The sequence below is a fragment of the Desulfovibrio aminophilus DSM 12254 genome (assembly GCF_000422565.1).
Classification (GTDB): domain Bacteria; phylum Desulfobacterota; class Desulfovibrionia; order Desulfovibrionales; family Desulfovibrionaceae; genus Aminidesulfovibrio; species Aminidesulfovibrio aminophilus.
The window spans coordinates 1-25,258 of the sequence record NZ_KE383876.1 but is presented as its reverse complement, the minus strand read 5'-3'; the positions used below and the strand labels follow the sequence as shown (position 1 = coordinate 25,258).

General features: G+C 68.4%; 30 protein-coding genes. 13 read left to right on the top strand and 17 right to left on the bottom strand.

Translation table 11 applies throughout. The features are described 5' to 3' along the window. Positions 1 to 32 precede the first annotated feature (32 nt). The 12 genes from H587_RS0114550 to H587_RS0114490 all read right to left on the bottom strand — a co-directional run bounded on the left by H587_RS0114550 (position 33) and on the right by H587_RS0114490 (position 10,476). A complete protein-coding gene (locus H587_RS0114550) occupies positions 33 to 2,522 on the bottom strand; it encodes a DNA methyltransferase (RefSeq protein ID WP_027176859.1) in 2,490 nt (829 codons plus the stop codon). Then, the gene (locus tag H587_RS18975; protein WP_034609577.1) at positions 2,522 to 4,267 is read right to left on the bottom strand and encodes a DNA cytosine methyltransferase; all 1,746 of its coding nucleotides are present in this window, start codon (positions 4,265 to 4,267) and stop codon (positions 2,522 to 2,524) included. The genes H587_RS0114550 and H587_RS18975 overlap by 1 nt, the downstream gene beginning before the upstream one ends. Further along, a complete protein-coding gene (locus H587_RS18970; RefSeq protein WP_051202944.1) occupies positions 4,264 to 4,914 on the bottom strand; it encodes a hypothetical protein in 651 nt (216 codons plus the stop codon). The genes H587_RS18975 and H587_RS18970 overlap by 4 nt, the downstream gene beginning before the upstream one ends. Before the next feature lie 61 nt (positions 4,915 to 4,975). Beyond that, positions 4,976 to 5,818, bottom strand: a complete 843-nt coding sequence (locus tag H587_RS0114535) for a hypothetical protein (protein ID WP_027176858.1) — start codon at positions 5,816 to 5,818, stop codon at positions 4,976 to 4,978. A gap of 4 nt (positions 5,819 to 5,822) precedes the next feature. Continuing rightward, positions 5,823 to 6,137 (bottom strand): hypothetical protein, encoded by a 315-nt coding sequence (locus H587_RS0114530; RefSeq protein WP_027176857.1) that lies wholly within the window; start codon positions 6,135 to 6,137, stop codon positions 5,823 to 5,825. Between the two features lie 122 nt (positions 6,138 to 6,259). Continuing rightward, on the bottom strand, positions 6,260 to 6,394 hold the full coding sequence (locus H587_RS21290) for a hypothetical protein (RefSeq protein WP_281167646.1): 135 nt from the start codon (positions 6,392 to 6,394) through the stop codon (positions 6,260 to 6,262). Then, the gene (locus H587_RS18965; protein ID WP_034609576.1) at positions 6,391 to 7,845 is read right to left on the bottom strand and encodes a hypothetical protein; all 1,455 of its coding nucleotides are present in this window, start codon (positions 7,843 to 7,845) and stop codon (positions 6,391 to 6,393) included. The genes H587_RS21290 and H587_RS18965 overlap by 4 nt, the downstream gene beginning before the upstream one ends. Position 7,846: 1 nt before the next feature. Then, positions 7,847 to 8,152, bottom strand: coding sequence for a hypothetical protein (locus H587_RS0114515; protein WP_027176856.1), 306 nt, complete (start codon positions 8,150 to 8,152; stop codon positions 7,847 to 7,849). 9 nt (positions 8,153 to 8,161) lie between these two features. Further along, a complete protein-coding gene (locus H587_RS0114510; RefSeq protein ID WP_027176855.1) occupies positions 8,162 to 9,106 on the bottom strand; it encodes an NAD-dependent DNA ligase in 945 nt (314 codons plus the stop codon). Positions 9,107 to 9,115: 9 nt separating this feature from the next. Further along, complete coding sequence (locus tag H587_RS18960; RefSeq protein WP_156904577.1) at positions 9,116 to 9,538, bottom strand: helix-turn-helix domain-containing protein; 423 nt, start codon at positions 9,536 to 9,538, stop codon at positions 9,116 to 9,118. A gap of 106 nt (positions 9,539 to 9,644) precedes the next feature. Further along, on the bottom strand, positions 9,645 to 10,115 hold the full coding sequence (locus H587_RS0114495) for a phage regulatory CII family protein (RefSeq protein WP_027176854.1): 471 nt from the start codon (positions 10,113 to 10,115) through the stop codon (positions 9,645 to 9,647). A 61-nt stretch (positions 10,116 to 10,176) separates the two neighbouring features. Continuing rightward, on the bottom strand, positions 10,177 to 10,476 hold the full coding sequence (locus H587_RS0114490) for a hypothetical protein (RefSeq protein WP_156904576.1): 300 nt from the start codon (positions 10,474 to 10,476) through the stop codon (positions 10,177 to 10,179). A 25-nt stretch (positions 10,477 to 10,501) separates the two neighbouring features. Here H587_RS0114490 and H587_RS0114485 point away from each other — a divergent pair, with 25 nt between their 5' ends. The 5 genes from H587_RS0114485 to H587_RS18950 all read left to right on the top strand — a co-directional run bounded on the left by H587_RS0114485 (position 10,502) and on the right by H587_RS18950 (position 13,635). Beyond that, positions 10,502 to 10,750 carry a hypothetical protein gene (locus tag H587_RS0114485; RefSeq protein ID WP_156904575.1) on the top strand — a complete coding sequence of 83 codons (249 nt, stop codon included), beginning with the start codon at positions 10,502 to 10,504 and terminating at the stop codon, positions 10,748 to 10,750. A 201-nt stretch (positions 10,751 to 10,951) separates the two neighbouring features. Further along, a complete protein-coding gene (locus tag H587_RS19905; RefSeq protein ID WP_084630843.1) occupies positions 10,952 to 11,674 on the top strand; it encodes an XRE family transcriptional regulator in 723 nt (240 codons plus the stop codon). Further along, positions 11,674 to 12,135 carry a hypothetical protein gene (locus tag H587_RS0114475; RefSeq protein ID WP_027176851.1) on the top strand — a complete coding sequence of 154 codons (462 nt, stop codon included), beginning with the start codon at positions 11,674 to 11,676 and terminating at the stop codon, positions 12,133 to 12,135. Before H587_RS19905 ends, H587_RS0114475 begins: the two co-directional genes overlap by 1 nt. A 51-nt stretch (positions 12,136 to 12,186) precedes the next feature. Next, the gene (locus H587_RS20985) at positions 12,187 to 12,564 is read left to right on the top strand and encodes a hypothetical protein (protein ID WP_051202942.1); all 378 of its coding nucleotides are present in this window, start codon (positions 12,187 to 12,189) and stop codon (positions 12,562 to 12,564) included. Between the two features lie 3 nt (positions 12,565 to 12,567). Beyond that, a complete protein-coding gene (locus H587_RS18950) occupies positions 12,568 to 13,635 on the top strand; it encodes a M48 family metallopeptidase (protein WP_051202941.1) in 1,068 nt (355 codons plus the stop codon). Here H587_RS18950 and H587_RS0114460 read toward each other — a convergent pair. Genes H587_RS0114460 through H587_RS20900 form a run of 5 tightly spaced genes read right to left on the bottom strand, consistent with a single transcriptional unit; the run spans position 13,632 to position 20,425 of the window. Next, positions 13,632 to 14,189 (bottom strand): DUF4376 domain-containing protein, encoded by a 558-nt coding sequence (locus H587_RS0114460; protein ID WP_027176849.1) that lies wholly within the window; start codon positions 14,187 to 14,189, stop codon positions 13,632 to 13,634. The genes H587_RS18950 and H587_RS0114460 overlap by 4 nt on opposite strands. Before the next feature lie 9 nt (positions 14,190 to 14,198). Beyond that, positions 14,199 to 15,386, bottom strand: coding sequence for a hypothetical protein (locus tag H587_RS0114455; protein WP_027176848.1), 1,188 nt, complete (start codon positions 15,384 to 15,386; stop codon positions 14,199 to 14,201). A 1-nt stretch (position 15,387) separates the two neighbouring features. After that, positions 15,388 to 19,110 (bottom strand): TipJ family phage tail tip protein, encoded by a 3,723-nt coding sequence (gene gpJ / locus H587_RS19895; protein WP_051202940.1) that lies wholly within the window; start codon positions 19,108 to 19,110, stop codon positions 15,388 to 15,390. Next, complete coding sequence (locus tag H587_RS18940) at positions 19,107 to 19,826, bottom strand: C40 family peptidase (protein ID WP_034609574.1); 720 nt, start codon at positions 19,824 to 19,826, stop codon at positions 19,107 to 19,109. The genes gpJ and H587_RS18940 overlap by 4 nt, the downstream gene beginning before the upstream one ends. After that, positions 19,826 to 20,425 (bottom strand): phage minor tail protein L, encoded by a 600-nt coding sequence (locus H587_RS20900; RefSeq protein WP_169432792.1) that lies wholly within the window; start codon positions 20,423 to 20,425, stop codon positions 19,826 to 19,828. The genes H587_RS18940 and H587_RS20900 overlap by 1 nt, the downstream gene beginning before the upstream one ends. 18 nt (positions 20,426 to 20,443) lie before the next feature. On the opposite strand from H587_RS20900, the gene H587_RS20895 reads away from it, so the two are divergent. The 8 genes from H587_RS20895 to H587_RS21445 all read left to right on the top strand — a co-directional run bounded on the left by H587_RS20895 (position 20,444) and on the right by H587_RS21445 (position 25,164). Further along, the gene (locus tag H587_RS20895) at positions 20,444 to 20,884 is read left to right on the top strand and encodes a phage GP46 family protein (RefSeq protein ID WP_169432791.1); all 441 of its coding nucleotides are present in this window, start codon (positions 20,444 to 20,446) and stop codon (positions 20,882 to 20,884) included. Then, positions 20,881 to 21,936, top strand: coding sequence for a baseplate J/gp47 family protein (locus H587_RS0114430; RefSeq protein WP_027176845.1), 1,056 nt, complete (start codon positions 20,881 to 20,883; stop codon positions 21,934 to 21,936). Before H587_RS20895 ends, H587_RS0114430 begins: the two co-directional genes overlap by 4 nt. Next, positions 21,936 to 22,541 carry a YmfQ family protein gene (locus tag H587_RS0114425; protein ID WP_034609572.1) on the top strand — a complete coding sequence of 202 codons (606 nt, stop codon included), beginning with the start codon at positions 21,936 to 21,938 and terminating at the stop codon, positions 22,539 to 22,541. Before H587_RS0114430 ends, H587_RS0114425 begins: the two co-directional genes overlap by 1 nt. After that, positions 22,542 to 23,495, top strand: a complete 954-nt coding sequence (locus H587_RS19885; protein ID WP_051202939.1) for a gp53-like domain-containing protein — start codon at positions 22,542 to 22,544, stop codon at positions 23,493 to 23,495. 69 nt (positions 23,496 to 23,564) lie between these two features. Continuing rightward, on the top strand, positions 23,565 to 23,897 hold the full coding sequence (locus H587_RS19880) for a hypothetical protein (protein ID WP_051202938.1): 333 nt from the start codon (positions 23,565 to 23,567) through the stop codon (positions 23,895 to 23,897). 3 nt (positions 23,898 to 23,900) lie between these two features. Continuing rightward, a complete protein-coding gene (locus tag H587_RS20680) occupies positions 23,901 to 24,344 on the top strand; it encodes a hypothetical protein (protein WP_156904573.1) in 444 nt (147 codons plus the stop codon). Then, the gene (locus H587_RS0114400; RefSeq protein ID WP_027176843.1) at positions 24,341 to 24,817 is read left to right on the top strand and encodes an ASCH domain-containing protein; all 477 of its coding nucleotides are present in this window, start codon (positions 24,341 to 24,343) and stop codon (positions 24,815 to 24,817) included. The genes H587_RS20680 and H587_RS0114400 overlap by 4 nt, the downstream gene beginning before the upstream one ends. Continuing rightward, positions 24,814 to 25,164, top strand: a complete 351-nt coding sequence (locus H587_RS21445) for a Lar family restriction alleviation protein (RefSeq protein WP_425387189.1) — start codon at positions 24,814 to 24,816, stop codon at positions 25,162 to 25,164. The genes H587_RS0114400 and H587_RS21445 overlap by 4 nt, the downstream gene beginning before the upstream one ends. Positions 25,165 to 25,258: the final 94 nt, after the last annotated feature.

Below are 25,258 nucleotides of genomic sequence, written 5' to 3'. Positions count from 1 at the left end.
CCCCTTCCTCCTTGTCGCCCACAGCCCGGCGATCACGCCGCGCTCCGGCAGAAGTCCAGGAGGCTCGGGGCGGTCACTTCCTGTTCGGCGCAGCGCAGATACTTCACCCCGTCCAGGAAGTATTCCGGGTTGAGCTCCACCCCGCGACCCAGGCGGCCCAGCTTGACGGCCCGGTAGGGCACGGTCATGAGCCCGGCGAAAGGATCGAAGACCAGATCACCCGGGTTGCTGTAGCGATTGATGATCCGGTCAACGATGTCGAACTGGAGCGGGCAGACGTGGTTGGACAGGCCCTTCTGGCTCTGCTCGCCGTTCAGGGTGCGCATCCGCACCACGTCGTGCCACACGTCCGGGTCATGGGAGCCCGGGGCCAGGGCCATGAACGTGTATGGCAACGCCCCGCGCAGGTCCAGGGCCTCCCCCACGCGCACGTGCTCCTCGTAGTCGTACACGGCCTGAAGGCTGCGCTCGCTGAAGGCCCTGGCCAGCACGTCCGGGCCCATGCCCGCCATCTCGTCGGCGGTCAGCAGGCGGTCGCCCGAGCTGCGCCAGAACGCGTGCGCGTCGACCTGCCAGCGGGCCAGGCTGTACCCGGTCTTGTCCTTGACCACCGGCACGTCGGCATAGCCCTTGGTCCTGTCGGACTGCGGCTTGCGGAAGATCAGGATGTACTCCGGGGAGCCCACGCCCATCTTGGTGCCGTCCTTGCACTGCTCGGACCAGCCCAGGCGATAGGTCTGATTGTTTTCGCGCACCACGTCCGTGACCACCGTGATCATGCCCAGGTAGTCGAAACCGTGATCCTGGGCGTGAAAGATCGCCTCGGCATGGAACGGGCTCACCGTGGGCGCGCCCTTGCCCGTGACGTTGCCGAACAGGATCCTGTCCTTGACGTGGCAGGCGTAGATGCGCCCCGGCTTGAGGATGCGCAGCAGCTCGGGCGTCAGGTAGCCCATCTGCTCCCAGAAGTGGCCGTTGCCGTCCGTGTGGCCGAAGTCGTTGTAGCTCGGGGTGTATTCGTAGTGGTTGGCGAACGGGATGGACGTGTGGATCAGGTCCACGCTGTCGGGCTCCATGCCCCGGCATTCCTCGACGCAGTCGTTGTTGGCGGCCAGGAACAGCTTGCCCCGGACCTCGATGCGCTCCACGCCGATGGACCGGCGCAGCTCCTCGGCCATGTCCGCGTGGGACAGGCCGTACTTGCGGATGATCTCGGTCATGCGCTCCACCATGTCCTCGTGCTGACGCCACTTGCGCTTGAGCACTTCCAGCACCCGCGCCTCGGTGTCCGCGTAGATGATGTGCACGTGGCACTCCCGCTCCTGGAGGAAGCGGTGAATGCGGTGCACGGCCTGAATGAAGTCGTTGAACTTGAAGCCGATGCCCAGGAACACGGCCATGCGGCAATGCCGCTGGAAGTTGCACCCGGACCCGGACAGGATGGGCTTGCTGGCCAGGTACTGGATCTTGCCCTCCATGAAGTCCACGACGTGGCCCTCGCGGGCCTCCAGGTCCTGGGCGCCGTAAACTTCCACGGCCTCGGGCAGGGCCGCCTTGATGGCGTGGCGCTCGGCCTCCTGGTCGTGCCAGATGATGCAATGCTCTTCCGGCTCGGCATGGACGATCTCCAGCATCTTGGCGATGCGCGCCGGGAGGCTGGCCCGCTTTTCGCGGCTTGCGTCCCGCAGGGACAGGGCCGCGTCTCCCACGAGCTTGAGCTGGCCATCGCGGTCCATCACCGGCCCGGAGTCCGCGGCGACCTGGTGGAAGTGCACGTGCAGCTCGGGCAGGTCGTACCCTTCGTCCGAGTATCCCAGGTCCGAGGGCTTTTGCAGGAAGATCGCCCAGGAGTTGACCCAGAGCCAGAACTCGCGCTCCTTGTGCGGGTACAGGGTCAGGTTGTTGGCCTTCTGGCTGTCGCGCTGGAAGAAGCGGGTCAGGGCCTGGCCGGTGTCCATGACGCCCAGGAACCCGGCGTAGTGGATCAGCTCCTTGTAGCGGTTCGGGCTGGGCGTGGCCGTGGCCACGAAGCGGTACTTGACCCCGGTGAACAGGGTCAGGAACGTCTGGAAGGTGAGCGAGCCGTAGGAGCGGAGCACGCTCGCCTCGTCCAGGCTCACGGCGTTGAACAGGTTTACGTCCAGCTTGCCGTCGCGCACGCTCTCATAGTTGGTCATGTACAGACCGGGCCCGACGGCATCCTCCGTGCGGCGGATGAAGGCCACGGGAATGCCGAGCTTGGCGGCGTCCGCCAGCATGTCCGGCCGCACGCCCAGGGGCGCGACGATGAGCTGTCGACCTCCTTCCCGCTCCTGGATCAGGCGCAAGACCTCCAGCTGCATGAAGCTCTTGCCCAGGCCGAAGGCGGCGAAGATCGCCCGGCGGCCGCCGGCCAGGGCCCAGAGCACGATGTCGCGCTGGTGGGGCTTGAGCATGGGGTTGACCCTGGAGGCGTCCACGTCGAAGCCCCGGGCGTGGGCCAAGCGGATTTTACGCTCCAGGAATTCGCGGTAGGTCTGCATCACTCGCCCCCCATCGCCAGCAGGGGCAGCGGGTCGCGGGACTCATGGATGGCCTCGGCGTAGTTCGCCCGCACCAGCGCGGCGGCCATGGGCGGGCAGACCGAATTGCCGCAGAGCCGCACCTGGTCGCTCTTGGACAAGGCCCGGCCCTCGTGCTCCAGGTCGATGACGTAGGAGTCCGGGAACCCCTGGGCGCGGTACAGCTCGCGCGGCTGGAGCATCCTCATGCCGATGTCCGCGATGACGTAGGGCTGCCCCTGGACCATGACCGTGACCAGTCCCATGCGGTCCTTGGTGGGGATGGTGTGCATGGGATCGCCCGGGCTCTGCCACTGGCCTCCCTCGCCGTAGTACTTCACCAGGAAGGCCCGGACCTCGCCCACGTGCAGGCCGCCGGCCGTGACCGTGGGCATGGGCTCGCGCACGGGCTGGCCCGCTTTGCAGGTGCCGCGCAGCTTGACCAGATGGGAGGTCACGACACTGGCCTTCCCGCCCCCTCCGGCCGTGATCGTGCCGAGCGGAGCGCGCGCATCCTGGCCTACGCTGTTCCCGAAGTCGCGTTGCAGGTGCGCCGCCACCACGGCCGTGTCGCCCTTGGCCGTGACGGTGGCCATCGGCTCATCCGACCCGCGCGGGCGGCTCTGCCCGGCCCGGCCGCCGCAACCGGCCAGGAAGGCCGACACGAGCGCCGTGTGGTTCTCGGTCATGAGCGTGTTGAAGGGCTTGTCCGCGTCCGCAGGCTTGCCGCCGTAGCTCGGGCCGCCAGCGCCCACGAGGCAGGCCGAGGCGAGCATCTGCTGCTGCCCCGTGGTCAAGGTCGAAACAGGAGCGTCCGCCGGGCTCGGGGCATGGCCCGTGGTGTTGGTCACAAGCGTGGGGACAACGAGGCAATGCTTCGCCTTGGTGATGACCGTGGAGAGCGGGGCCTCTGACGGCCAGACGGCATTCCAGGCCCCGGCGTTGTCGATCCCGACGATGAACGGCTCGGCCTTGCCCAGCACGTAGCGCCGGATGCCCTCCGCGATGCGGCGCAGGGTGTTCTCGGCCAGGGGCCGCTTGCGCTCGAAGATGCTCGGGCACGGGATGGACCAGTCGATGCACTCGGCCGCCGTGCGCCAGGGGAGGAGCGTGCCGGACAGCACGGCCGCGCTCTTGGGGTCGCCGTGCGTGGGCTCGGGCCAGACGATGGGCAGCCCGTCGCGGCGCGCGACCATGAACAGGCGCTTGCGGATCGTGGGCGCGCCGTAGTCGCAGGCCCGCAGTTCGCGGAACTGCACGGCGTAGCCCAGGCGGCGCAGGCTGCGCACCCAGGCCCGGAACGTCTCGCCCTCGGCCGCCTTGATGGGCCTGCCCTCATGGTCCAGCGGGCCCCAGGTGCGGAACTCCTCCACGTTCTCCAGGAGGATGAGATTCGGCCGGACCTCGCGGGCCCACTTCTCCACCACCCAGGCCAAATCGCGGCGCTTCTGGTCCCGGCGCGGGGCCCCGCCCTTGGCCTTGGAGAAGTGCGTGCAGTCCGGCGAGGCCCACAGCAGGCCCACCCTCCGGCCGCGCGTGACCCAGGACGGGGACACCTCCCACACGTCCTGCCGGTAGTGCGTGGTCCCGGGGTGGTTGGCCTTGTGCATGGCCACGGCCAGGTGGTCGTGGTTGACCGCTGCGTCCGGGTCGCGCCCCAGGGCCATGCGGATGCCCTCGGACGCCCCGCCTCCTCCGGCGAACAGGTCGATGACGAGGGAGGTCATGCGGCGGCCCTCATCACGGCTTGCGCTGCCTCGTTCCCGACGGCCGCCACCTTGAACCCGACCACCCAAACCCAGGGGTTGGCGTTCCAGGACAGGCCCTTGGTGGCGTAGATGCTGTCCCAGAGTCCGGCGAAGCGAGGGCGGAACAACCCTTCCATACCGTCGGGGAGCGTGTTCGTGAGCAAGACGCCTTCCGCCTTCGCCCCCTCCTCGGTGATCTCCTGCACCCACTCAACGCGGACGCTCACCACCTCCAGCACGAGGCGGCAGGCCCAACGCGGCATGTGGATGGAGGGGGTAACGCGCCACTCATGGAACAGGATCAGCTTATCATCCGGACGCTGTTGATTCGCGTGATAGGCAACAGGACCAAGCGGAACGAACCGCCCCGAGTCGCTGTTTTTTGTCGGCCTCCATGCCCCAGACACCCAACACGTCTCCCTCACCCAGAGAAGGTCGCCGGGGCGGCCGTAGGGGCAATTCTGGTAGTCGTTCCCTTGATTGACCTCACCGGCTATTTCACCAGGAGACAGCTCACAGCCGAAATTAACGTCCTTGCAGGGCTTCACCGGCCGCCGCGTCTCGGTCTTCCTGCCGTCCAGGATGGCGCGAACCATGTCGCCGGAGAAAAGGATAGGGCGGATCATCTCCCCACCTCCGGGAACTGCTCCCAGGTCCGGCCGTCGGTCCACTCGATGCGTGACGTGCTCACGATTCACCTCCGGCGGGCTGGAGGGCGGCGCGGGCCTTGTCGCCAGCCCAGCGCATGCGGTCCCATGCTCTGCCCGTGTGGAGCGACCCGTCCCCATGCACGTCGTGCCTGATCCTGTAGCCCATTTCTGCCGCAGCAAGATCAGTCAGCGCCTCCCGCAGCCTGTCGCGCTCTTGCACAATCGGGCTCTGCTTGCATGTCTGCTCGTGTTCAAGGGCCTCTATGGCACCGTCGGGGGTAGTCGGGAATTTTGCGTTACAGTGCGGGCAGAAGAACGAATTCTCCAACTCCCGCACCTGGGCCTGGAGGCGGTCGCGCTCGGCAGTGAGGCGGACGTTCTCGTCCTGAAGCATCTGCTTTTTCAACCCATGCAGGGAACTGCCGCTGGTTCTCGATTTGGGCTTCATGGCCGACTCCTCCGGGGCGGGGATGGGGCCCCACCACTGCCCGCGCATCGTCTCGGGGTCCAGGACGCCGGGGATGGTCGCGGACCACGCCCCCATTCCATCGAGGCTCTCCACGAGCCGGATGATGACCATCCCCCTGCCGTCATCGCGCTTGAACCAGTACCAACCCGGGATGCCCGGGCATTCGCTGGACCAGACTTTTTCGTCACGGCACGCCGCGGCAAAGCATTGCGGGCAGCATTCCCCGGACTCGTCGTCCAGGACCGGCTCCACGTTGAAGCACGCCTGGCCGCAGATCCCGCAGCGGAAATAGTTGATCTCACCGCGAGGGAAGCGGGCGAAGCCGGAGTAGAGCCGGTCGATCTCCGCCCGCACCAGGTCAACGGCGCTCCTGCATTCATCGCAATTCGGGCGTCTGCCGAACAATCCCATGACCCTACTCCTCCTCGAAGTGCATGCAGCGATAGGCGTGCGTGCAGCGGCCGGAGAGGTTCGGCGCATCCTCGTTTTCCAGCGTGTAGGGCCGAATCGCGACGAACGGCCCGTCCGTCATCTCTGCGTTCCCGATGACGAGGTTCTCCCTGGTCAGCGGTTCGGTCTCGCTGAAATCGTCCCGCTCCAGGGTGATGCGCACCGGCATCCATTCGGGGAACCGTCCCAGATGCTCGATCAGCTCGGCCACGGTCATGGCCCTGACCGGCATGTCCACGATGCGCGTTTGACGCCCGTTGACGGCGGTGATGACGGACATGATCTCCTCCCTCCTGATCCTCCGGCCCCCTGCCCGGCCCGGGGAGCCCATCCCCCCGGGCCTTCAAAGAGACTCCACCATGCCGCGACGGCAACCGCGGCATGGGCAGGGAGCCGGAAGCGTTACGTCGTCGCCAGAATCAGCCCGATGCCGCAGGCGGCCAGGGCCAGAACCAACCGGAACACGGCCAGGGCCTCGGCCTTGAACTCTTCCCAGGCCCCGGCCGGAAGCCGGATGATGACCACCGGCCCGTTCACGCCGCGCTCGTGAGGTCCACGGCGATGATGCCGGTTTCCAGGACACGAGCCGGGTAGCGGCCGGGCTTGAGCTTCAGGTCGCGCAGCATGGCCTCGGCGTAGATGGTGCGGCCCGAGGGCCGGTCCTTCTTGGTCCGCAGGGGAAGGGCGTCCTTGTCGTCGTGGGCGATGGGCAGCAGGGCCAGGACTCCGGCCCCGGCCTGGCCGTAGACGAGCACGTTCCTGGCCTCGGCCGGGACCATCCCGTTCAGGGCCTGGGGCAGGACCATCTCGCGCAGCGAGCTGGTGACCAGGAGATAGGGATTCTCGGAGCCGCGAGCCCGGCGCACGAGGGGCAGCCGCTGCCCGTCCAGGTTGAGGAACGCGCCGTCCTGGACCAGGAGAAGGGACATCTCCCTGGCCTCCGCCACCCTGGCCCGCGCCCGGTGCACGGCGGCCACGGCCCGGGCCTTCTGGACACGGAGCGTGGCCTCGATCTGCTCGACCGCCGCCGCGTCATTTCTGGAGTCCAGCAAACGCAGGCCGAGATAATAGCAGGCGTCCTTCTTCTCGGTCGTGAATCCGCTGTAGCGCATCCACTCGGCGAAACGCTCCCGGCTCGGACAGGAATTCCATCCGATGTCCTTCCACCAGAACATGAACCGCTCGTAGAGATCGACCTCATTCTCGCGGAACTGTTCTCCCCGTTCGCACCACTCCAGAAAGAACTGGTCCAGGACGGAGTGCCCCACCAACTCCCATCCACGGAGATCCTCCACGGCCGCGCCCGCTCCGGAGGCCAGAAACTCCCGCTCCTCCGGGCTCACGGCCGTGGGCTCGGCGCTGAACGTCAAGTTCGCGGCGGCAAGGGTGGCGCTTCCGGGGGCGGGATCACCGCAGATGTTGTCCCCGGACCAGCCGCCACAGAATTTAAACGCCTGTCCGGCAATCTGATCCTTCTGCGCGACCGCGTTCAGGGGCGTCAGACCGGCCAGGACGCGGGCCGCGTCGATGCGGTCCAGGGCGACGGCGGACAGCTCGCCGGTCTCCGTGTCGATCTCCTTGGACCGGATCAGGCCGTAGCACATGCCGCAGGCCCCGTGCGCCGGGAGCGCCATGTCGCCGCGTCCGCAGAACCGGCAGGTTCCCTTGGCCTTCTTGGTCGTGGTCTTGTTCTTGCTCTTGCCCATGATCTCCTCCTCGATCGTCTCCAACGGCATGGCGCCGTCGGCTTCGATGTCCGCCAGGGCCTCGTCGATCATCTCCGCGTCGCCGAGCGGCGGAAGGCCCATATCCCGGCGCAGGCCGTTGATCGTCTCCCGTCCCTCCGGGCCGTGGGTCCAGCGGCCGTCGTCGCCGCGCGTCACGTGCCCGGCCCGCTCCAGGCCACGGCAGACGAAACAAATCCCGTCCGAGGACAGGACCATGTCCGGCCGTCGGCAGCAGGGGCAGGTTCCGATGGAGAGCCGCATGTCAGTCCTCCAGGTAGCAGCCGCGGTGGCACTCGCGGTCCGCGCTCTCGGCGGGATGGCCAGGATAGCGGGGCGTCAGGAGCCGCAGCCTCTTGAGCGCCCGTTCGGCGAAAAATATCCGGGCCTCGGACCCGGCGCGCAGGTCCGGCAGGGAGCGCAGGGCCTCCACCCGGGACAGGGCCTCGTCGATGGCCGCGTGCTGGTCCACGGGCCTGGGGTCCGCGACGCGGCCCAGGCAGCCCAGCACGGCCTTGTCCATCTGGCCCAGGGCGGTTCCGAGCGGCGAAATATCCTTCTGTCCAGCCACGTCGTCCTCCTAGAGCTTGAGCGCCACTGCCCAGCGCGGCGCGGTGGAGGTGGAGCCCAGGGCCCGGCGATGGTGCATGGAGTCGAGCTTGAGCACCATGCCGTCGCAGGCCAGGTTGCAGCCCTCGGGATCGCTCCAGCGCATCACCCAGTGGTCCCGGGCCTCCGCCAGAACCTCACGGGGATTCCGGAGACGAATCGTTCTGGACCGCACCACGTCGATCCCGGCCACGCTCAAGGCGTTCATGCGGTCGAAGTGGGCCTGCTCGACATGGGTGTGGTTCTCCCAGGCCAGAAAGCGCAGCCCGCGCTCATGAACCTCGTCCCGCGCGTTGCCGCGCAGCGCTCCCTGGACCGCCGTGCGCGGGGAGTCGAACGACTTCGCGCGCCGCTCGTTCAGGGCCTGGAACTCGTTCCAGGGAATGACGACCTCGCCGTGGATCACGAGCCTCCGCTCGTTGGAGAGCCGCTCGGGCAGCATGAGCCGCGCGTTGCGGGTCACGTCCTCGCCCAGGCAGCCGTCCCCGCGCGTGCAGGCGGACACGAGCCGCCCGCCCTCGTAGACCGCCTCCAGGGCGACGCCGTCCAGCTTGGGCTCCAGGCTCCAGGCCAGCTCGTAATCCGGGAGGTCCAGCCGGTCCGCCACCCAGGAGGCGTATTCCTCCCACTCCACCGTGGAGCGGACCTTGCGCAGGGAGCGCATGGGCTCGGCCAGCCTCCGGTGCGAGAGCCAGCGGGCCGGGGCCCCGCCCACGCGGCGCGTGGGCGAGAGGTCCGACGCCAGATGCGGATGCAGCGCCTCCAGGCGCTCCAGCTCGACGCGCAGGCGGTCGTAGTCCGCGTCGGTGATCTCGGGCGCGCCGACCTCGTGATAGAGCCGGTCGTGGCGCGTGACCTGGACTTCCAGGTCGGCCATGCGGGCGCGGATGTCGGCGTCGTTCGGGGTGAGGTTCATGTGCTCCTCCTAGGCCGCCGCCCGGGTCTGGCCCGGGGCCTGATCCGTGGGCATGATGTGGCGCGGGCCGCTGCCGGTGAGCAGCCAGTCGGGGTTGAAGCCCCGCCGGGCCAGGGTCAGTATCCAGGACGCCGGGACGCCTCCTCCCCGGCGCTTGGCGTCGGAAATGGTCGATTGGCGCACGCCCAGGGCGTCGGCCAGCTCCACCTGCGTGCGGGTGCCCGCGGCCTCGTGCACGCGGGCCATGATCCCGGCGAAGTCCTGCCCCTGGAGGCTCCTGCCTGGCAGTTCGCGCTCCATGAACTCCATGAGCCCCGGCCCGCCGGTCCCGGCCCTGACGAGCTGCTCGTAGGCCTCCCGGATGCCTGGAGTCCCGATCTCCACCACGAGGCACGGCTTGCCGTGCAGGAACATTCCTCTCACTCTGCCCATGACTACCTCCTCCCGATCATGCGTCCGACCCAGACGATGCCCGTGACCATGAGGGCCACGAAGACCAGCCCAACGACCTCGGAAACCATGCCCGGCCCGTCCACGGCTAGTCCTCCACCGTCCCGGCGATGGGCCGCAGTCCGGAAATAGTGCGCACGGCGGCGGCGGACAGGGACCGCAGCTTGCGGATGATGTCCCTGGCCTCGCTCTGGCCGATCCTGTCGTCGCTGATGGCCTCGGACGCGGCCTTGGCCGCCGAGGCCAGCCCTTCCAGGAGTCCGGACATGGAGAGCAGCAAGCCCTTGGCGTCCAGGGCGTCGACGTCCAGACGCACGGCCGCCGCGTCCACCTGGGCCTCGACCCAGTCCAGGATCATGGTGGACTTGCTGGCCACGCAGAAGCGCGGCAGCACCGTGAGCTTGGGGAAATAGTCGTCCGTGGCGCAGCGGACGCGGCTGAGGACCGTGGGGCTCCAGCCCACGACGGCGGCCACGTCCTCCCAGGTCCGGCCGGACTGGGCCACCATGAGGTTGAGCACGTCCTTGGCGTTGAGCGTGAGCAGGTCGGCGTGGCGCATACAGTCATCTCCTCATGTTCTTGGCTGAAATTTCATCACCGTGTTATGAAAAATCGCCGACCTAGGCGGCGGTGCCGGAACCGGGCTCCAGCTCGGCCAGCCGGGCGCGCAGGGCGCGGTTCTCGGCCAGGGCCTGCCGCTTGGTGACCACCGGCTCCGGAATGAGTTCCTCCGGGATGCCGATCTGGAGCAGGCGTTCGCGAATTCGTTTGCAGGCCTGCTTCTGGCCCATGAGCGCGGACAGGCGCTGCTTGGTCACGCCGAGCTGCCCGGCCAGGTCGGACAGGTCCAGGCCGTTCTGGAGCATCCAGGCGCGGAACAACTGTTGACGGGTGGGTTTTTTTCTGTTTATCGTGTTCATATTTTTCACCAACCTTGGGGAAGTGATGACCTATCGCGACATCTTCATCGGGATACTCATGGAGGCGACCGGGCTGCCGAGGGGAGAGATCGAGAGCGTGGTCCTGGAGGCCGAGCGAAACCCGCTCGTGAAACAGCGCCACGAGGAGGAGATCCCGGACGACAGGGCCGAGCGGATCATGACCGACCTCCGTTCCGATCTCGGCGGCGTTCGTCGATGGCTTCTTGAAGGGTGGAATCGTGCGCATCGGACGTCCTCCCCGCGAGAGCAGTGACGATGGCCGTGCCAAGGACGGCCTGGGCGCTGTGGGCGAATTCCGGGGTATAGACCTCGTCGACGAATTTCCGCCAGGGGCCCGTGCGTGTCGTGGTGCGTCCGTTCATTCTTTCCTCCCCCGTTCCCGCCGGGATTCTCGCGGGACGTGTTGAGAAAGAAATAGGCTTGAATTAAAAATCAGTCAACAAAAATAATTCAAATGCAGAACAAACCTTCCCCAATTTGGGCTCAACAGATTGAATATATTAAGAAAAAATCTGCGAATATTTTGAATTCGCAGGGCAAGGAGTTTACTCAACGCTCTTTCGCCAGCTTCCTTGACGTCAGTTACGGCAAGGTTCAGGCCTGGGAGCGTGGCCAGCGGCCTCATGCGGACGACCTGGAAAAGATGTCGCGCATCCTCAATCTCTCACCGGAGTGGCTGCTCATGGGCGAAGGCGAACCGGAACGGATGGGCATCAGGAGGCTGGGCGCCAACGCGCCCACGGACCCGGCCTGCGTGGTCGGGCCCGGCGGGGAGGGCCCCGTGGGCCGGGTGGTGGAGGTGCATTCCGCCAGCGGGGCCGGACCGGCCGTGGAGCGCTGGGAGCCGGAGCCCATCGCCCGGGTCTGCATCCCGCTCACCTACTACCGCGAGAGCGTCCTCATCGTGCAGGTGGAGGGCTCCAGCATGGAGCCGGACATCCGCAAGGGGGCCTTCGTGGGCCTGGACACGGCCCAGACCAGGATCATCGCGGGCGAGTCCTACGGCGTGCGCGTGCCCTACGAGGGGCTGACCATCAAGCGCGTGTTCGTGGACCCGGGCGGGCCGTCCCTGGTGCTGAAGAGCGTCAACCCCTCGCACCCGGACGTGCGCCTGCCCTTCGACGGCCGCGACGACCTCATCGTGGGCCGCGCGGTCTGGGTCATGCAGAAGCTGTGATGAACGAACGCCAGAGGATGCAGCGGGACTGGGACCAACTCAAGCGATCCCGCGCGCCCAAACGACCGCCCGGCGCGCTGAACAACCCCTGGGTCCTGCTCGGGGCCGTGGTCGCGTGTCTGGCCTTCCTCCTGGCGGTGTTCGCCCTGATCGGAGCGCTGGGGAAACCGGCCATGAATGGTCCGGGGACGGCCGCCGCGCCGTCGCCCGACGACGTCGACCGGCTCACGAGCTACGCGGTCATTCTCGGACGCGCCGGGGGCTGCGGCCGGGACACCACGCGTGAGGCCGAACGCGTGGGGCGGTGGATCGAGAGACGCTTCCCGGAGGAGTCGCGCGCGGCCTATTTCGCCGTGGTCATGACCGGCATGGCCAGGGAGGCGGAGGCCCAGCACCGGGGCGAACGTCCGGACTCCTGCGCCGAGGTTCTGCGGGTCTACGACTCCACGCCCTGGCCTTGACCCGGACCCGGCCCTGTCGTATCGAATGGCGCATACCGGAAGAGGTGGAACATGAGCGATCCGCGCCAGCTCGAGCCGTGGCAGATCAAGAACTGGCAGAAACACGCCTCCGGCGGCGTCCTGTCCAAGAAGGGATGGATGGACGCCGAGTCGGGGAAACGCCTTTCCCCGCCGAAGACCGGATACCGCTTCGTGAACCCGGCCAACGGATATACCGAAGCCGTGGACAAACCCTTTCTCTGGTGCCTGCTCTTCGGCAGCTTCTACCTGGCCTTCAAGGGGGCCTGGTCCCACGCGCTGATCTCGTTCGCCCTGGCCATCCCCACCTGCGGCGCTTCCTGGCTCGTATATCCCTTCTTCGCCGGGTCCGTCGTGCGCACGTCCTATCTGCGGCGCGGCTGGGTTCCGGCCGAGCAATGGAGGAAATAGCCCATGCCCCGCGCGCTCGTCGTCCTGCTCGTCCTGACCGTGGCCCTGGCAGCCTGCGGCCGCAAGACCCTGGCCCCGGGCGTGGACCCAACCGCCACGGCCCAGGAGCAGGAGCTGCAACGGGAGATGTTCGCGGACAAGATGGACAAGCAGCTGACGCGGCTCGTCCCCGTGTCCGAACAGCTCGCCAAGACAAACGCCCCTTTCTGCCGGAAGATGCAGAAGACCACGTACTCCATCGGCGTCTTCTTCATGCACTACGGGTATCTCCCCGATGGTGAACACTGGGCGGCAGCCTACGCCAAGATCATGGGCACCCAGCCCGACGCGTTGACCATCGTCACCGTGGCCCCCGGCGGGTCTGCGGACAAGGCCGGATTGCGGCGCGGGGATGCCGTGCTGGCCGTCAACGGCCAAGCGTTGGATATGCACTCCCGAAAGGATGTGATGCGTTCCTGGGGTATCCCTTACAAGGAAGCCCAGAAAGGCGACGTGACCCTGCGTGTCCGCCGGGACGGGAAGGAATTCGACGCCGTTCTCCATCCTGACGAAGTCTGCGCGAGCATTTTTTTTCTGGCCCACTCCAACACCGTGAACGCCTTTGCCGACGGCCGCGCGGTGTACGTCTTCCAGGGCATGATGGACTACGCCAAAACCGACGACGAACTGGCCCTGATCCTGGGCCACGAGATGGCCCACAACGTCATGGGCCACGTGGACGCCATGAAGATGCGGCGCGGGTTCGGCGCGGCCCTGGACCTGCTCATCGCCCTGGCCACGGGCGTGAACACCGGCGGCATGGCCATGAACGCCGGCGGGCTGGCCTACTCCAAGGAATACGAGATGGAGGCCGACTACGTGGGCATGTACTTCGCGGCCAACGCCGGGGCGGACATCGAAACCGGGCCGGAGATCTGGCGGCGCATGGCCGCCGACTCGCCCCAGGCCATGAGCGGCGGCTCCACCCACCCTGGTTCCGCCGAACGCTTCACGGCCCTGGCCGCCACCCGGGCCGAGATCGAAAAGAAGAGGGCCGCCGGAGCGGACCTCGTTCCGGAGATGAGGAACTAGCCCCCGTACTCCGCGCTCACGGCCTCGACCTCGGCGATGGTCTGGGCTGCGGCCACCTCGGCCTCGCGCGCGGCCTGCCACGCGAAGCAGGCCGAGATGTGCGCGTCGACGGCCGGGCGCACCAGCGCGAACAGGGCCGCGTCCATATCGACCCAGACGCCGAGCCCGTCCGCTCCGGTGCTGGCCTTCCAGGCCGTGGAGTACGCCGGGTCAGCGTCGATCTGGGCCAGGAAGCTCACGTACATGAGGATCGCCCCGGCGTCGGTGTCGTAGCGCACCCCGTCGACCACAACGCCGCCGTCCCGCGCGCGGTTCTTTTCCGCCTGGATCGCTGCCAGCTTGGCGGCCCTGGCCTGCTCCAGGGTCGGCGCGTTCTGCGCGGCCAGGGCCGCCGCGAACTCTTCATCGGTCAGGTCCACGACCTCGATTTCTTCCCCCGGCACGTCCGGGAATGCGGAGAGCGCGTTGGCCTTCATGGTCGCCTCGTCAGGCAGCGCCCCGCCCTGGGAGCAGAGGATGCGCCCGGTTGTCGTGTGTCGGCTGACGCGGATCATGGGTATCTCCTATTTCCAGCAGAGAAGTTTCAACGGGGGCGTGGCCGAGGCCGGGCTGCCGATCTTTTCCCAGGCTATCCGCACCCCGTCGGACAACATGGTCATCGTCCCTGCCTGACCGGCGGACGCGGTGGACAACATATACAGGCTGTATGACGTGTTGAAATTCATGATCATGGAGTTGTACCCACGCAACAGACACATCCGGTTCGTGCCGTCATCAAATCCGATGGAGCCGTAACTGAGCCAACTAGCCGGTGACTCTCCGCAGATAGCCAGCACGACGCTCGGCTGGAATCCGAGTCCCGTGTAGTCGACGTTGCCGGACGCGGCGTCCATCGCGCGGGTCGCGGAAATGATCTTCGGCGACACTTGGGCGACGGTGGCGCGGCAGATCATTGCGAGCCATGAGTTCGTGCCATTCGTCGTAAGTATTGCGAAGTCTCCTGGGTTCAACGTGAACGACGTGACGGACGACGTCGTGTACAACGCCTCCGTTCCGTTGCGCGATATGGTTGTGACCCCGGAGTAGCACGAGATGAGCAGCATTGAACCGTTTTCGCACGCGGAAAACGGAGGGAGCGTCAGCGTCGAGGTGCCGTATGTGTGGTGATGCCTCCCAAGGTCTAAAGCTCCGAGCGTTCTGCTTGTGATACTGTTGGCGACCGCGCCGCAGCGCATGATGTTCGCCGCCAGAGTCGCCCTGGCCGTGGCCGCGTCCGCGTCGTCCAGCAAGAGCTTGACGAAGGCGGACACGCCGAGCGCGTCCAGGGCCTCCGAGGCCGAGGCCTTGCCCAGCATGGTCAGGCCGAAGGCCCCCAGCGAGGCCAGGGCCACCGACACGGGCGAGCCGGTGAAGTACGGCACCTTGCCGCTCACCGGCGTCACCGCGGCGATCAGGTCGAGCACGCTGGAATGGGCCTGCACCGTGTCGCCGATGCCCAGACCGGCGAAAGCCAGGGCGTGCGCCGACGGGTCCACGGTCAGCATGGGAATGTCGCTGGTCCCGTCCCAGAGCTTGAGCACCCAGGGCGAGACCGCGTCGTCGAGCCAGGCCTCGCCGGTCTGCACGTCCGACGGCCGCGCCGAGCCCTTGCGCTGCGCGGCCACGGACTTGAGCATGGCGACGGTCTGCACGGCCAGTTGCTCTCCGGGCATGATCCCGCCTCCCGGCGGCGGACTGTAGGCGAAGGTCATGTCAGTACCCCTTGGCGATGGCGTTGGCCGTGGTGGTCACGGCGGTTCCGCCCTCGGTGATGACCAGGTCGAAACCCGAGGACGACTCGTTGGAGATGTGGGCCACCTGTCCGGCCTGGGTCTGGACCACCAGGGCCGGAGTCGTGGCGAAGGCCTGGGCGTAGTCCACGCGCAGTCCGGCCGCCGGAACGGACAAACCCTGGGCGGACCAGGTCCGGTCCGGGGCGTCCACGCGCCAGTCGAAGGCGTCCAGCACCACGGAAACGTCCGACCGCGAGGTGGAGAGCAGCACGCGGAAGTCGAACCCGTCCGCGAAATACTGGCCGGGAACGAAGTCGGACCAGTCGCCCCAGGCCGTTCCGGAGCGCAGCCGCATCTGCGGGGTGATGGAGACGTATCCGGAATCCCCGCCGTAGACGTCGGCGAGGGAATAGACGTCCGCCACGGAATAGAAGTCCTCGCCGTCGGTCAGGGCGTAGCCGCCGACGGTCACGGACACGGCGCAAAGGGCCTTGGCCGCCAGGGTCACGCGGTTCGCCTCCGCGATGACGTAGGCCGCGTCCGCCGAACCTCCGGGCAGGACCAGGTCGCCGCCGGAAAGAACGATGCCGCCGCCCCTGGTTCCGTCCCAGCCCTCGGCCGCCTCGTCGCGTCCGTCCACCACGTTCACGGGCAGGTCGTCGCCGCTGATCACGATGGACGCCGCCGACGCGCTGTAGGCCACTCCGGACTTGGCCTTGAGCCAGTACGTTCCGGGACCTGCCGTGGGCATGGACGTCTCCGAGGTCAGGGCCGCGCGCGCCCCCTTGGCCCAGGATTCGCCCTTGCGCGCCTCGTACAGGACCTGGCGCGGATCATCCACCGGCAGCCAGGAGAGGCGCGGGGTGTTGTAGACGTAGCTCATGGTCAGCCCCCGCACGTCCGGCAGGGCCGCGTACATGCCGAGCATGGCCTGCGTGGCCACCGTGGACCAGGGGCCGGACACCCCCGCGCCGGTGAGGAACCGCACCCGGAAGCCGTGGTCTCCGGAGGAGACGGGCACGTCGCTGGACACGCCCGAGGTGACGCCCACGTTCTCCCAGTCCAGGCCGGGACGCTTCACCTGCACCTGGGCATAGACCGCGCGCGGATCACCAGCCGGCGGGGACCAGGACACGATGGCCGTGGGGGCCACCGCCGATCCGTCCCGGCGCATGTGCTCCGTGACCGAGAGGTTTCTCGGGACCGGCAGGGGACCGCGCGGCAGGGCGCTCGTCTCCCGGGGTTCGAGCTTGAGGCCCTGCTCCACCCAGTCGTATTTCCCGGGGTCGTGGATGAAACCCTTGATTTCGTAGAGGTGCGGCTCGACCTCCTCGCGCGAGACGCAGCGCAGCACGCGCGGCGCGACGTTTCGCGTCTCCAGCACCCAGGGAGCGCCCGGGATGGGCGCGGCGGAAAGCTCCTCGGCCAGGGTCAGGACGCTCACGCTCCGGCCCCGGTATTCCGTGGAGGCCACGGAGGCCACCTCCACGGCCTGGAGCGTCAGGTCCGGCAGCAGCACGGACAGCGGGCCGGAGTCGGCCTCCTCCAGGCTCACCGTGGAATCCAGGGTCACGCTTCCGGCCGTCGCCGCGACGATCCTGCCGCCGAGCCGGATTCCCACGGCGTCCGGGTCGTGGTCCAGGGCCGTCATGTAGGGCCCGAAGTCGAAATAGTGCAGCCCGCCGGTGAAGGTGATCCGCTCGGACTCGAACCAGTCGGTGTAGTAGATCCAGCGCAGGGCCCGCCGCGCCTGTCCCCGGCTGGGAACTCCCCAAAGCACGCGCTCGTCGCTCTTCCAGCCGACCTTGGCCAGGGCCGCCGGGGACTCGAACGTCTCCGGGGTCTGCCTGCACCCGTCGTCGGGATCGTTCCACAGCCCGACGAACACGGAGTTCAGGGTGGACAGGCTCGCGCCACCGGCCGTGTGCACGCCGTCCACCACGGTGGTCTGGTTCACGATGTGCCCGGGCTCCGCCGGCATGTCGGCCGCGAACATGACCAGGTCCGAGGACCAGCAGAGCGCGCCCCGGAACACCGAGGCGAAGACGGCCAGGACGTTGTAGACCGGTTCGCGGCTGTTGATGACGCAGCCCACGCGGAAACGCGGCTCGGTCCCGCCGTAGCCGTCCGGCACCAGCCCGTCGCAGTACGCGGCCACCGTGGAGGCGCTCCACTTGTCCACGTTGCCGTCCTCCAGGCCGTAGGCCCCGCAGCCGTAGCGCCTGCTGGTCAGCAGGTCGTACAGGCACCAGACCGGGTTGTCGGTCCAGGCCCGGGAGGCGGCCCAGGTTCCGTTCCAGATCCCGGTGGAGACCCGCGTCGCCGGGTTGTAGTTGGACGGGACGCGGACCTTGATGCCGTATATCTCCACGCTCGGGGTCGGGATGTTCGTGCCGAACAGCTCGCTGTCCAGCTCCAGGGCCAGGATCGCGGTGTTCGCGTAGGAGACCTTGACGTCCTCGATCTCCACGTAGGAGGCCCACTGCACCAGGTCGCCGACCTGGTCCGAGTCCGAGTCCTCGGACACGCGGCGCACGCGCAGATCCCAGTCCCCGGCCCCGGGCCGCTCCACGCGGTAGGCCCGCTGGTACTGGCTGGTGGTCTTGCCCGTGATGGTGTCGGTCCGCAGCTCGACCCACTCCCCGCCGTCCAGGCGGCCGTCGATGGCGATGTCCACGCTGCGGGAGACGATCGACGACCCGGAGACCTGGTACAGGCTGCGCAGGGTCACGATGACCCGGGCCGCGTCCGCGTCGGTGTCGGCGACGCGCCGGATCACCGGGGCGGAATGGGTCACGTCGGTGTTCACCGTGTACTCGTTCTGCACGTCGGCGAAACCCGGCACATGGGCCTGAGACGGCGTTCCCGTGCGGAAGGTCCAGTTCACCCCCTCGAAATTGTACGTGCCGTCGTCGGCCATGAGCGGCGTGTCGCCGAACTTGATGGACTTGGCTCCGTTCACGAGCCCGCCCACCTCGCCCTCGGAAACCGCGATGATCATCCGCGCCACGGCCTTGGAGCGCAGCGTGGTGTTGGCGCCGCCCTCCATCTGCTCGATCTCCGTTCCGGAGTAGACCAGCGAGCCGGACACCCACTGGCGGCCGTAGACCATCGGCACGGGCCCGCCCTGGTTGGTGGTCAGGATGGCCCCGTTGTAGAGCAGGCTGTTCCTGGAGTCGGAATCCTCCAGCGAGGACCAGTGCCCCAGTTTGGGCGTGGTGGTCAGCAGGGAGGAGATGCCGGACAGGGCCATCATGCCGCCGGTGAGGGCGATGGAGCCGTAGGACACGGACCAGGAGCCCACGCTGAAGGCCGTGGCGCCCATGCCGCTGACTGCGACATCGGCCATGCCCGGACCATAAAGGGTCGCCGCCGGCGGCGCGAAGTAGATGGCCGCCACCAGGAGCGTCGCCCCGAGGATGGCCTGGAAAAAACCGTTCTTGGCTCCCACGGCCTTGGGCACGAAGCGGATGTCCTGGCGGCCCAGGTGCATGGACAGGACGTCCTCGCCGCATTCCGTGGCGCTCGAAAGACCGGCTCCGCCCACGAGCACGTGCCAGGAGCCCCGGCGCAGGACGCCCCGGAAGCGCTCGCCGAACGCGGCGGACAGCGCCCGCACGGCCTCGGCCGGGGTCTCCACCTCCAGGTGGTGCACGCGGCCGAAGGTCCGCCCCAGGTGGCCGTAGAGGATGACCCGTCTCACGGACGCCTCCGGATGGCCAGGCGCAGGAACCGCCGCCAGCCGCCCAGATGTTCCTGCCTGGACAGCCGCCCGGCCAGATGGTGGAGGATCATGCCGTGGTCCAGAAGGACCGCGCAGTGGTTCACCACGTCGTCCCGGCGGCCCAGGCGGATGGAGAAGAGCAGGCCGTCGCCGCGCCGGGCCTCGGACAGGGGCACGGTCTCGAATCCGGCCTCGCGGAAGCGCTCCAGCAGGAGGTTGCCGCCGTGGGCCCACCATTCGTCCGGACGGGGGAAGTCCGGCAGCAGCTCGCCGGTCTCCTGGAAGTGCCAGTCCCGGCACAGGGCGTAGCAGTCGGTCACGCCGTGGCGGAACTCCCGGCCCTTGAGCGGCGGGCGCGGAACCCCGTCGCCCCAGAAGAACGGCTCCCGGGCGGCCGGGCCCTCGGCCTCGCCGTCCGGGCACACGGTCACGATGCCCCAGGGCAGGCCGGACGCGATCTGCTGGGCCATGTCCGCCTCGCTGGGGCAGTCCGGACCGGCCGGGTGGGAGTGGACCACGGCCTGGATTCCCGGCCGGAGCAGGGCCTCCGGGGGCATGGCGAATTCCGACTCAGGATCCTGGGCCAGGTTGTCCATGGGCAGATAGGCCCCGCCGACCACGAGCCCGCAGGACTCCCTCGGGAACTCGGCCTCGGCGTGGGCCCGGATCGCGCGGATCACGTCGGGATCGAACATCAGGAACTCCTGTTCGCGGCCACGCCGTAGAAGGCCCAGGTCGGCAGGGTTGCGGAACGGCCGAAGCGCAGCAGGCATGCCGCACGGGTCTTGGCGCAGACGTCGTCCGCCGGGGACGCCGGGTGGCCGTCGGCGTCCCAGCAGGCCGAGCCGGAATAGGGACAGGCCACGTCCGCGTGGGCGTAGACGAACGCGCCCGAGGCCGCGTTCCAGTACCGGTAGCGGCGGGGGCACCAGTCGCGCAGGATCTGCCGGGCCGGGAGCTGCCGTTCGGCCAGGTCCAGGGGCGAGCGCAGCTCGAACTCCATGACGCGCTTGTCGTGGCTCGTCTTCTGGTCCACGTAGAAGACGTCCTTGTTCAGCCAGGCCTCCGGGTCCGGCTCGGCGCCGTCGTCCAGCCACTTGGACAGGATCTTCCAGCGCGTGACCTTGGCCCCGCGCAGGTCGTTGCAGCTCAAGACCATGTCCAGCAGGACCATCCGCGTGTTGTCCACGCTCACGGTTGGCCGGGGCAGCGCGCCCTCGGACGAGACGGACCAGCCGTCGCCCTTGAAGTCCACCGGGGCCGCGCCCCTGACCTCCACCGAGCACGGGATCACGCCTCCGGAGGTGCCCTGATGGACGCCGCGCTGGCCTTCCTGGACCTCTCCGGCGACCTGACCGTGTCCGGCGGCGACCTGGCCCGCGACATGGGCCTGGAAACCGCCGTGCTCCTGTCCCTGTTCCTGGACCGCGAGGCCGAGGCCGACGACCGGCTGCCCGACGGCTCCGACGATCGCCGGGGCTGGTGGGCGGACGCCTACGGGCTCGCCGGTGACCGCGTCGGTTCCCGGCTCTGGCTCCTGGACCGCGAGAAGCAGCTCCCCGAGGTCCGCGAGCGGGCCCGGGAATATGCCGCCGAGGCCCTGGCCTGGCTCGTGGAGGACGGCGTGGCTCAATCCGTGGCCGTGAGCGCCGAATGGACCCGGCCCGGCATGCTCGGCCTGCTGGTGGAGATCCGCAAGCCCGACGGCTCGCGCCTGCGCTACCGTTTCGACAGCATCTGGAGGAACCTGTGAGCTTCAAGCGCCCGACCCTGCCCGAACTCATCGAACGCGACCGCGCGGACACTGCCGCGCGCCTGGCCGACACCGACCCGGCCCTGCGGCGTTCCCTGGTGGGCGTGCTCTCGACCGTGCGCGCCGGGGCCGTGCATGGCCTGTACGGCTACCTTGACTGGCTGAGCCGCCAGCTCTTCCCGGACACGGCCGAGGCTGAATTCATGGAGCGCTGGGCCGGGATATGGTCCGTGCGCCGCAAGCCCGCGCAGGCGGCCTCCGGCGTGCTCCGCCTGGAGGGCTCCAACGGGTCCGCGATCCCAGCCGGAACCGTCTTCCAACGCGCCGACGGCGTGGAGTACCTCTCCACGGCCGAGGCCATCGTGGGCGACGGCGCGGCCCTGGTCCCCGTGGCCGCGCGCCTGACCGGCGCTGGCGGCAACGCCGACCCGGGCGTCCTGCTGTCCCTGGTTTCGCCCCTGTCCGGCGTGCAGTCCCGGGGCGCGGCCACGGGCGGGCTCACCGGCGGGGCCGACGAAGAGGCCGACGAGCCCCTGTGCGCCAGGCTCATGACCCGCATCCAGCACCTGCCCCAGGCCGGGACCGACGCGGACTACGAGGCGTGGGCCCTGGAGGTGCCCGGCGTGACCAGGGCCTGGGCGAAGGGCAAGGAGCTGGGCCCGGGCACGGTCACGGTGCGCGTCCTCATGGACGGCGCCTACCCCGACGGCATTCCCCTGGCCGGGGACGTGGCCGCCGTCCAGGCGCACATCGACGCGCAGCGCCCCACCCAGGCGGACGTCTTCGTGGTCGCGCCCCTGGCCAAGCCCATCAACCCGAGCATCCGCCTGACCCCGGACACGGCCTCCGTGCGCGCGGCGGTCCTGGCCGAGTTGGCCGACCTGCTCTTCCGCGAGGCGGTGCCCGGCGACGCGATCCTGCGCTCGCACCTCACCGAGGCCGTCAGCATCTCCGTGGGCGAGGCGGACCACGTCCTGCTGTCGCCCGCCGCCGACTTCGCCTGCGGGCCCGGTGAACTGGCCGTGCTCGGGACAATCGACTGGGGGGCCTGATGCTCGACGCTGAAAGGTATCTGGACTTGCTCATGGCCCTGCAGCCGCCCGGCGCGGCCCTGCCGCGGGACCCCGGCACGGTCTGGGGCGCGCTCCTCGCGGCCGAGGCCGAGGAGCTGGCCCGCGTGGACGCCCGGGCCGCCGACCTGTGGACCGAGGCGGACCCGCGCACGGCCACGGAGCTGCTTCCGGATTGGGAGCGGATATGCGGCCTGCCTGGTCCCTGCGTGGCCGCCGCCCCGACCACGCTCGCGGCCCGGCGGCGGGCCGTTCACACCCACCTGACGGCCCGCTACGGCCAGCGTCCGGCGGATCATGAGGCCCTGGCCGAGGCCCTGGGCTACGTCGGGGCCAGGGTGGAGGAGTTCCGGCCGTTCCGCGCCGGGCTATCCCGGGCGGGCGACCCCCTGTCTAACGGGGACTGGGCCCACGCCTTCCTGCTGCGCACGGCCGACGTCGTCACCATCCGCCCGTTCACCGCCGGAGGCTCCTGCGCCGCCGAGCCCCTGGCCGAATGGGGCGACGCGTTGCTCGAATGCGAACTGCGCCGCCGCGCCCAGGCCCATCTCATCGTGCTCTTCGCCTACGGACCAAAGGAGGAATAAATGAACCGGATCGACCATTCCACGGCCACGGCCGACAAGAAGTTCACCGAGGGCAGCCCGGCCGCCGCCGTGCCCGCGACCGTGGTGACGGCCGCCTGGCTGAACGTCGTCCAGGAGGAACTGGTTAAGGCCGTCCTCGCGGGCGGACTCTCGCTCTCGCCGACCAATGACGGCCAGTTGGGCTCCATCATCACCAGTCTGCTCGGCTCCCTGGCGCTCAAGGCCCCGCTGGCCAGCCCCGTGTTCAGCGGCAATCCCACCGCGCCGACGCCGCCCCAGTTCGACAACGACACGAGTGTGTCCACCACGGCCTTCGTGCAGATGGCGTTGGGCAATTTGAGAGGCCTCATCGGCTACACCACGTCGCAAGTGCTGACCGTCGCGGACCTCGGGAAGCTCGTTGTCGTCGGTGGGACCGAGGTCATCACGATGACCCTACCGCAAATCGCCACCATCAGAATCGGAGGTGGATACCATTTTTACAACGATTCCCAAAAAAACGTAATCATCGCCTGCTCCGGCACAGACAAGTTTGCCTGGCCTTCAGCCGCCGGAGGGGTCACGCAAATTACCCTCTGCCCCGGCGAAACGCTGTCCATCGTCGGCGCTGGCGGCGGCTCTACTTGGTATTACAGCGGCGGCTCCGCACTTCTGCAGATGCCGACCGGCCCGATGAGGTACAGTCTCGGCGGTAGCGGCTATCAGCGGCTACCCAGCGGCCTCATCATCCAGTGGGGCAATGTGGCGGTGGAGGCGGGCGAGGAGCAGCCGTTTACCCTGCCTGTCGCGTTCCCCACTCAGTTCTCCGTGGCCACCGCCACGCAGGGATGGCCTGCCGGCGGCTTTGGCTCTTACGCCGGAGCTGATATCGGCAGGCCCAGCCTGTCTCAAATCCGGTTGCGGCACAACGGCCCAAATATCCGCAACATTTGCTACATCGCCATCGGCTTTTAAGCCCCAGGAGGATATATGTACTACTCCCCGAGCGCGCATGGATTCTATGATCCGAGGATACACGACTCCATGCCCACAGACGCCGTAGAAATCACGGACACCGAATACGCCGCGCTTCTGGAGGCCCAGGGCCTGGGCAAGGTGATCGTGCCCGACGCCAGTGGCCGCCCCGTGGCCGTGGACCCGCCCGCGCCCACCGCTGAAGAGCTGGCCGTGATCCGCGCTGCCGCGATCCGCTCCGAGCTGACCGCCATCGATGCGGCCAGCGCCAGGCCGCTGCGCGCGATCCTGGCCGCCCAGACCGCCGGGCAGACCCCGGACCAGGACGACGTGGACCGGCTGGCCGACCTGGAGGCCCAGGCCCTGGACCTGCGCGCCGAGCTGGCCGGGCTGGGGGCGTAGGCGGTGGCCAGGCTGTCCAACCGGCTTTGGCTCAAGCCCGGGGACATCTTCGTGGTGGACGGGGGCGGCTGGTTCGACAACCTGATCCAGTGGTTCCAGACCGTGCTCTCCGGCGGCCGGACCTGGGCCCGCTGGTCCCACACCGGGGTCATCGTGGACGCCGCGGGACTTCCGGTTTCCCAACAGCCCGGAGAGCCAGGCCCGGAGGAATGCGGGCAAGGCGCGTGGCCAGCAGCTGGTCAACGAGGTGGCTCACCTTGGGCCGGGGCGGAATGGGTCCTGTGCCGGGACGGCCGGGTCCGGGCCGTTGCACCCGGAGTTCCTTTGCTGGCTCATGGGGTTCCCGACCGGGTGGGCCAGGCGAAAGCCTATGGAAACACCGTGATCCCGGGCATCGTGGAAATCATCGGGCGCGCCATCCTGGCCGCCCAGCAGGAGGCCGCATGATCCTCCCCGCCCTCTCCATCCGCCAGCCGTGGGCCGCGCTGATCGCCCTAGGACTCAAGGACATCGAAAACCGCTCCTGGTGCTGTCCGAACAAGCACATCGGCCACCAGGTGTTGCTCCATGCCAGCAAGCAGCCGTGCCCCTGGGAGCCGGACTATTCGCGGCGAGGCTCGTCCATGCCCGTCTGGCAGGCCGCCCAGCTCGCCTACAACCGGACCACGGGCCAGCTGCTGCCCTGGCACACCCTCAACCCCATGTCCCAGGCCCTGGACCTGGGCGGCATCGTGGGCGTGGCCACCATTTCATTCTTCATGAGGGCAACAGACCCTGACGTGAGAATTTCCCCGTGGTGTGAGCCGGGGAAGTGGTGGTGGAAGGTGAGCAATGCACTGCCGTTGCGATTCTGGCCCTGCCCTGGTCGATTGGGGTTCTTTCAGGTGGATTATCCCTATCCACTCCAGGAGGCCGCATGAGCGAACGCGCCACCTGGGCCAACGCCAGGGCTAAGGGCCGCCGGGCGTATCTCTCCGGCATCCCTCTGGAGGCCAATCCGATGCGGAGCCCTGTCAGCCGCAGACTGTGGGAGGAGGCATGGGAGTCTGAGCGTATGGAGGATGAGCGCCGCCGCGCCGCGCAGGCCGTGCTGGGGGGAGAGCATCGGATGTGTCCTTTTTGTGGTGGATGCGGCTGTCTGGAGTCCACGCAATTTGGCCGCCCTGTCATGTATTGGGTGGCGTGTGGGGGGTGCGGGGCGAGTGCAGGAGCCTACTCCTCTAGGGAGTCCGCGTGGGCTGCCTGGGATCATGGGAGTGCTGTATGACCGCGCGCCTCACCCCCCAGGCCCTGGAGGCCGAGCAGGCCGTGCTGGGCGGCGTGTTCCTTCGTCCGGACGCGCTCAACAGCCTGGTGGACCA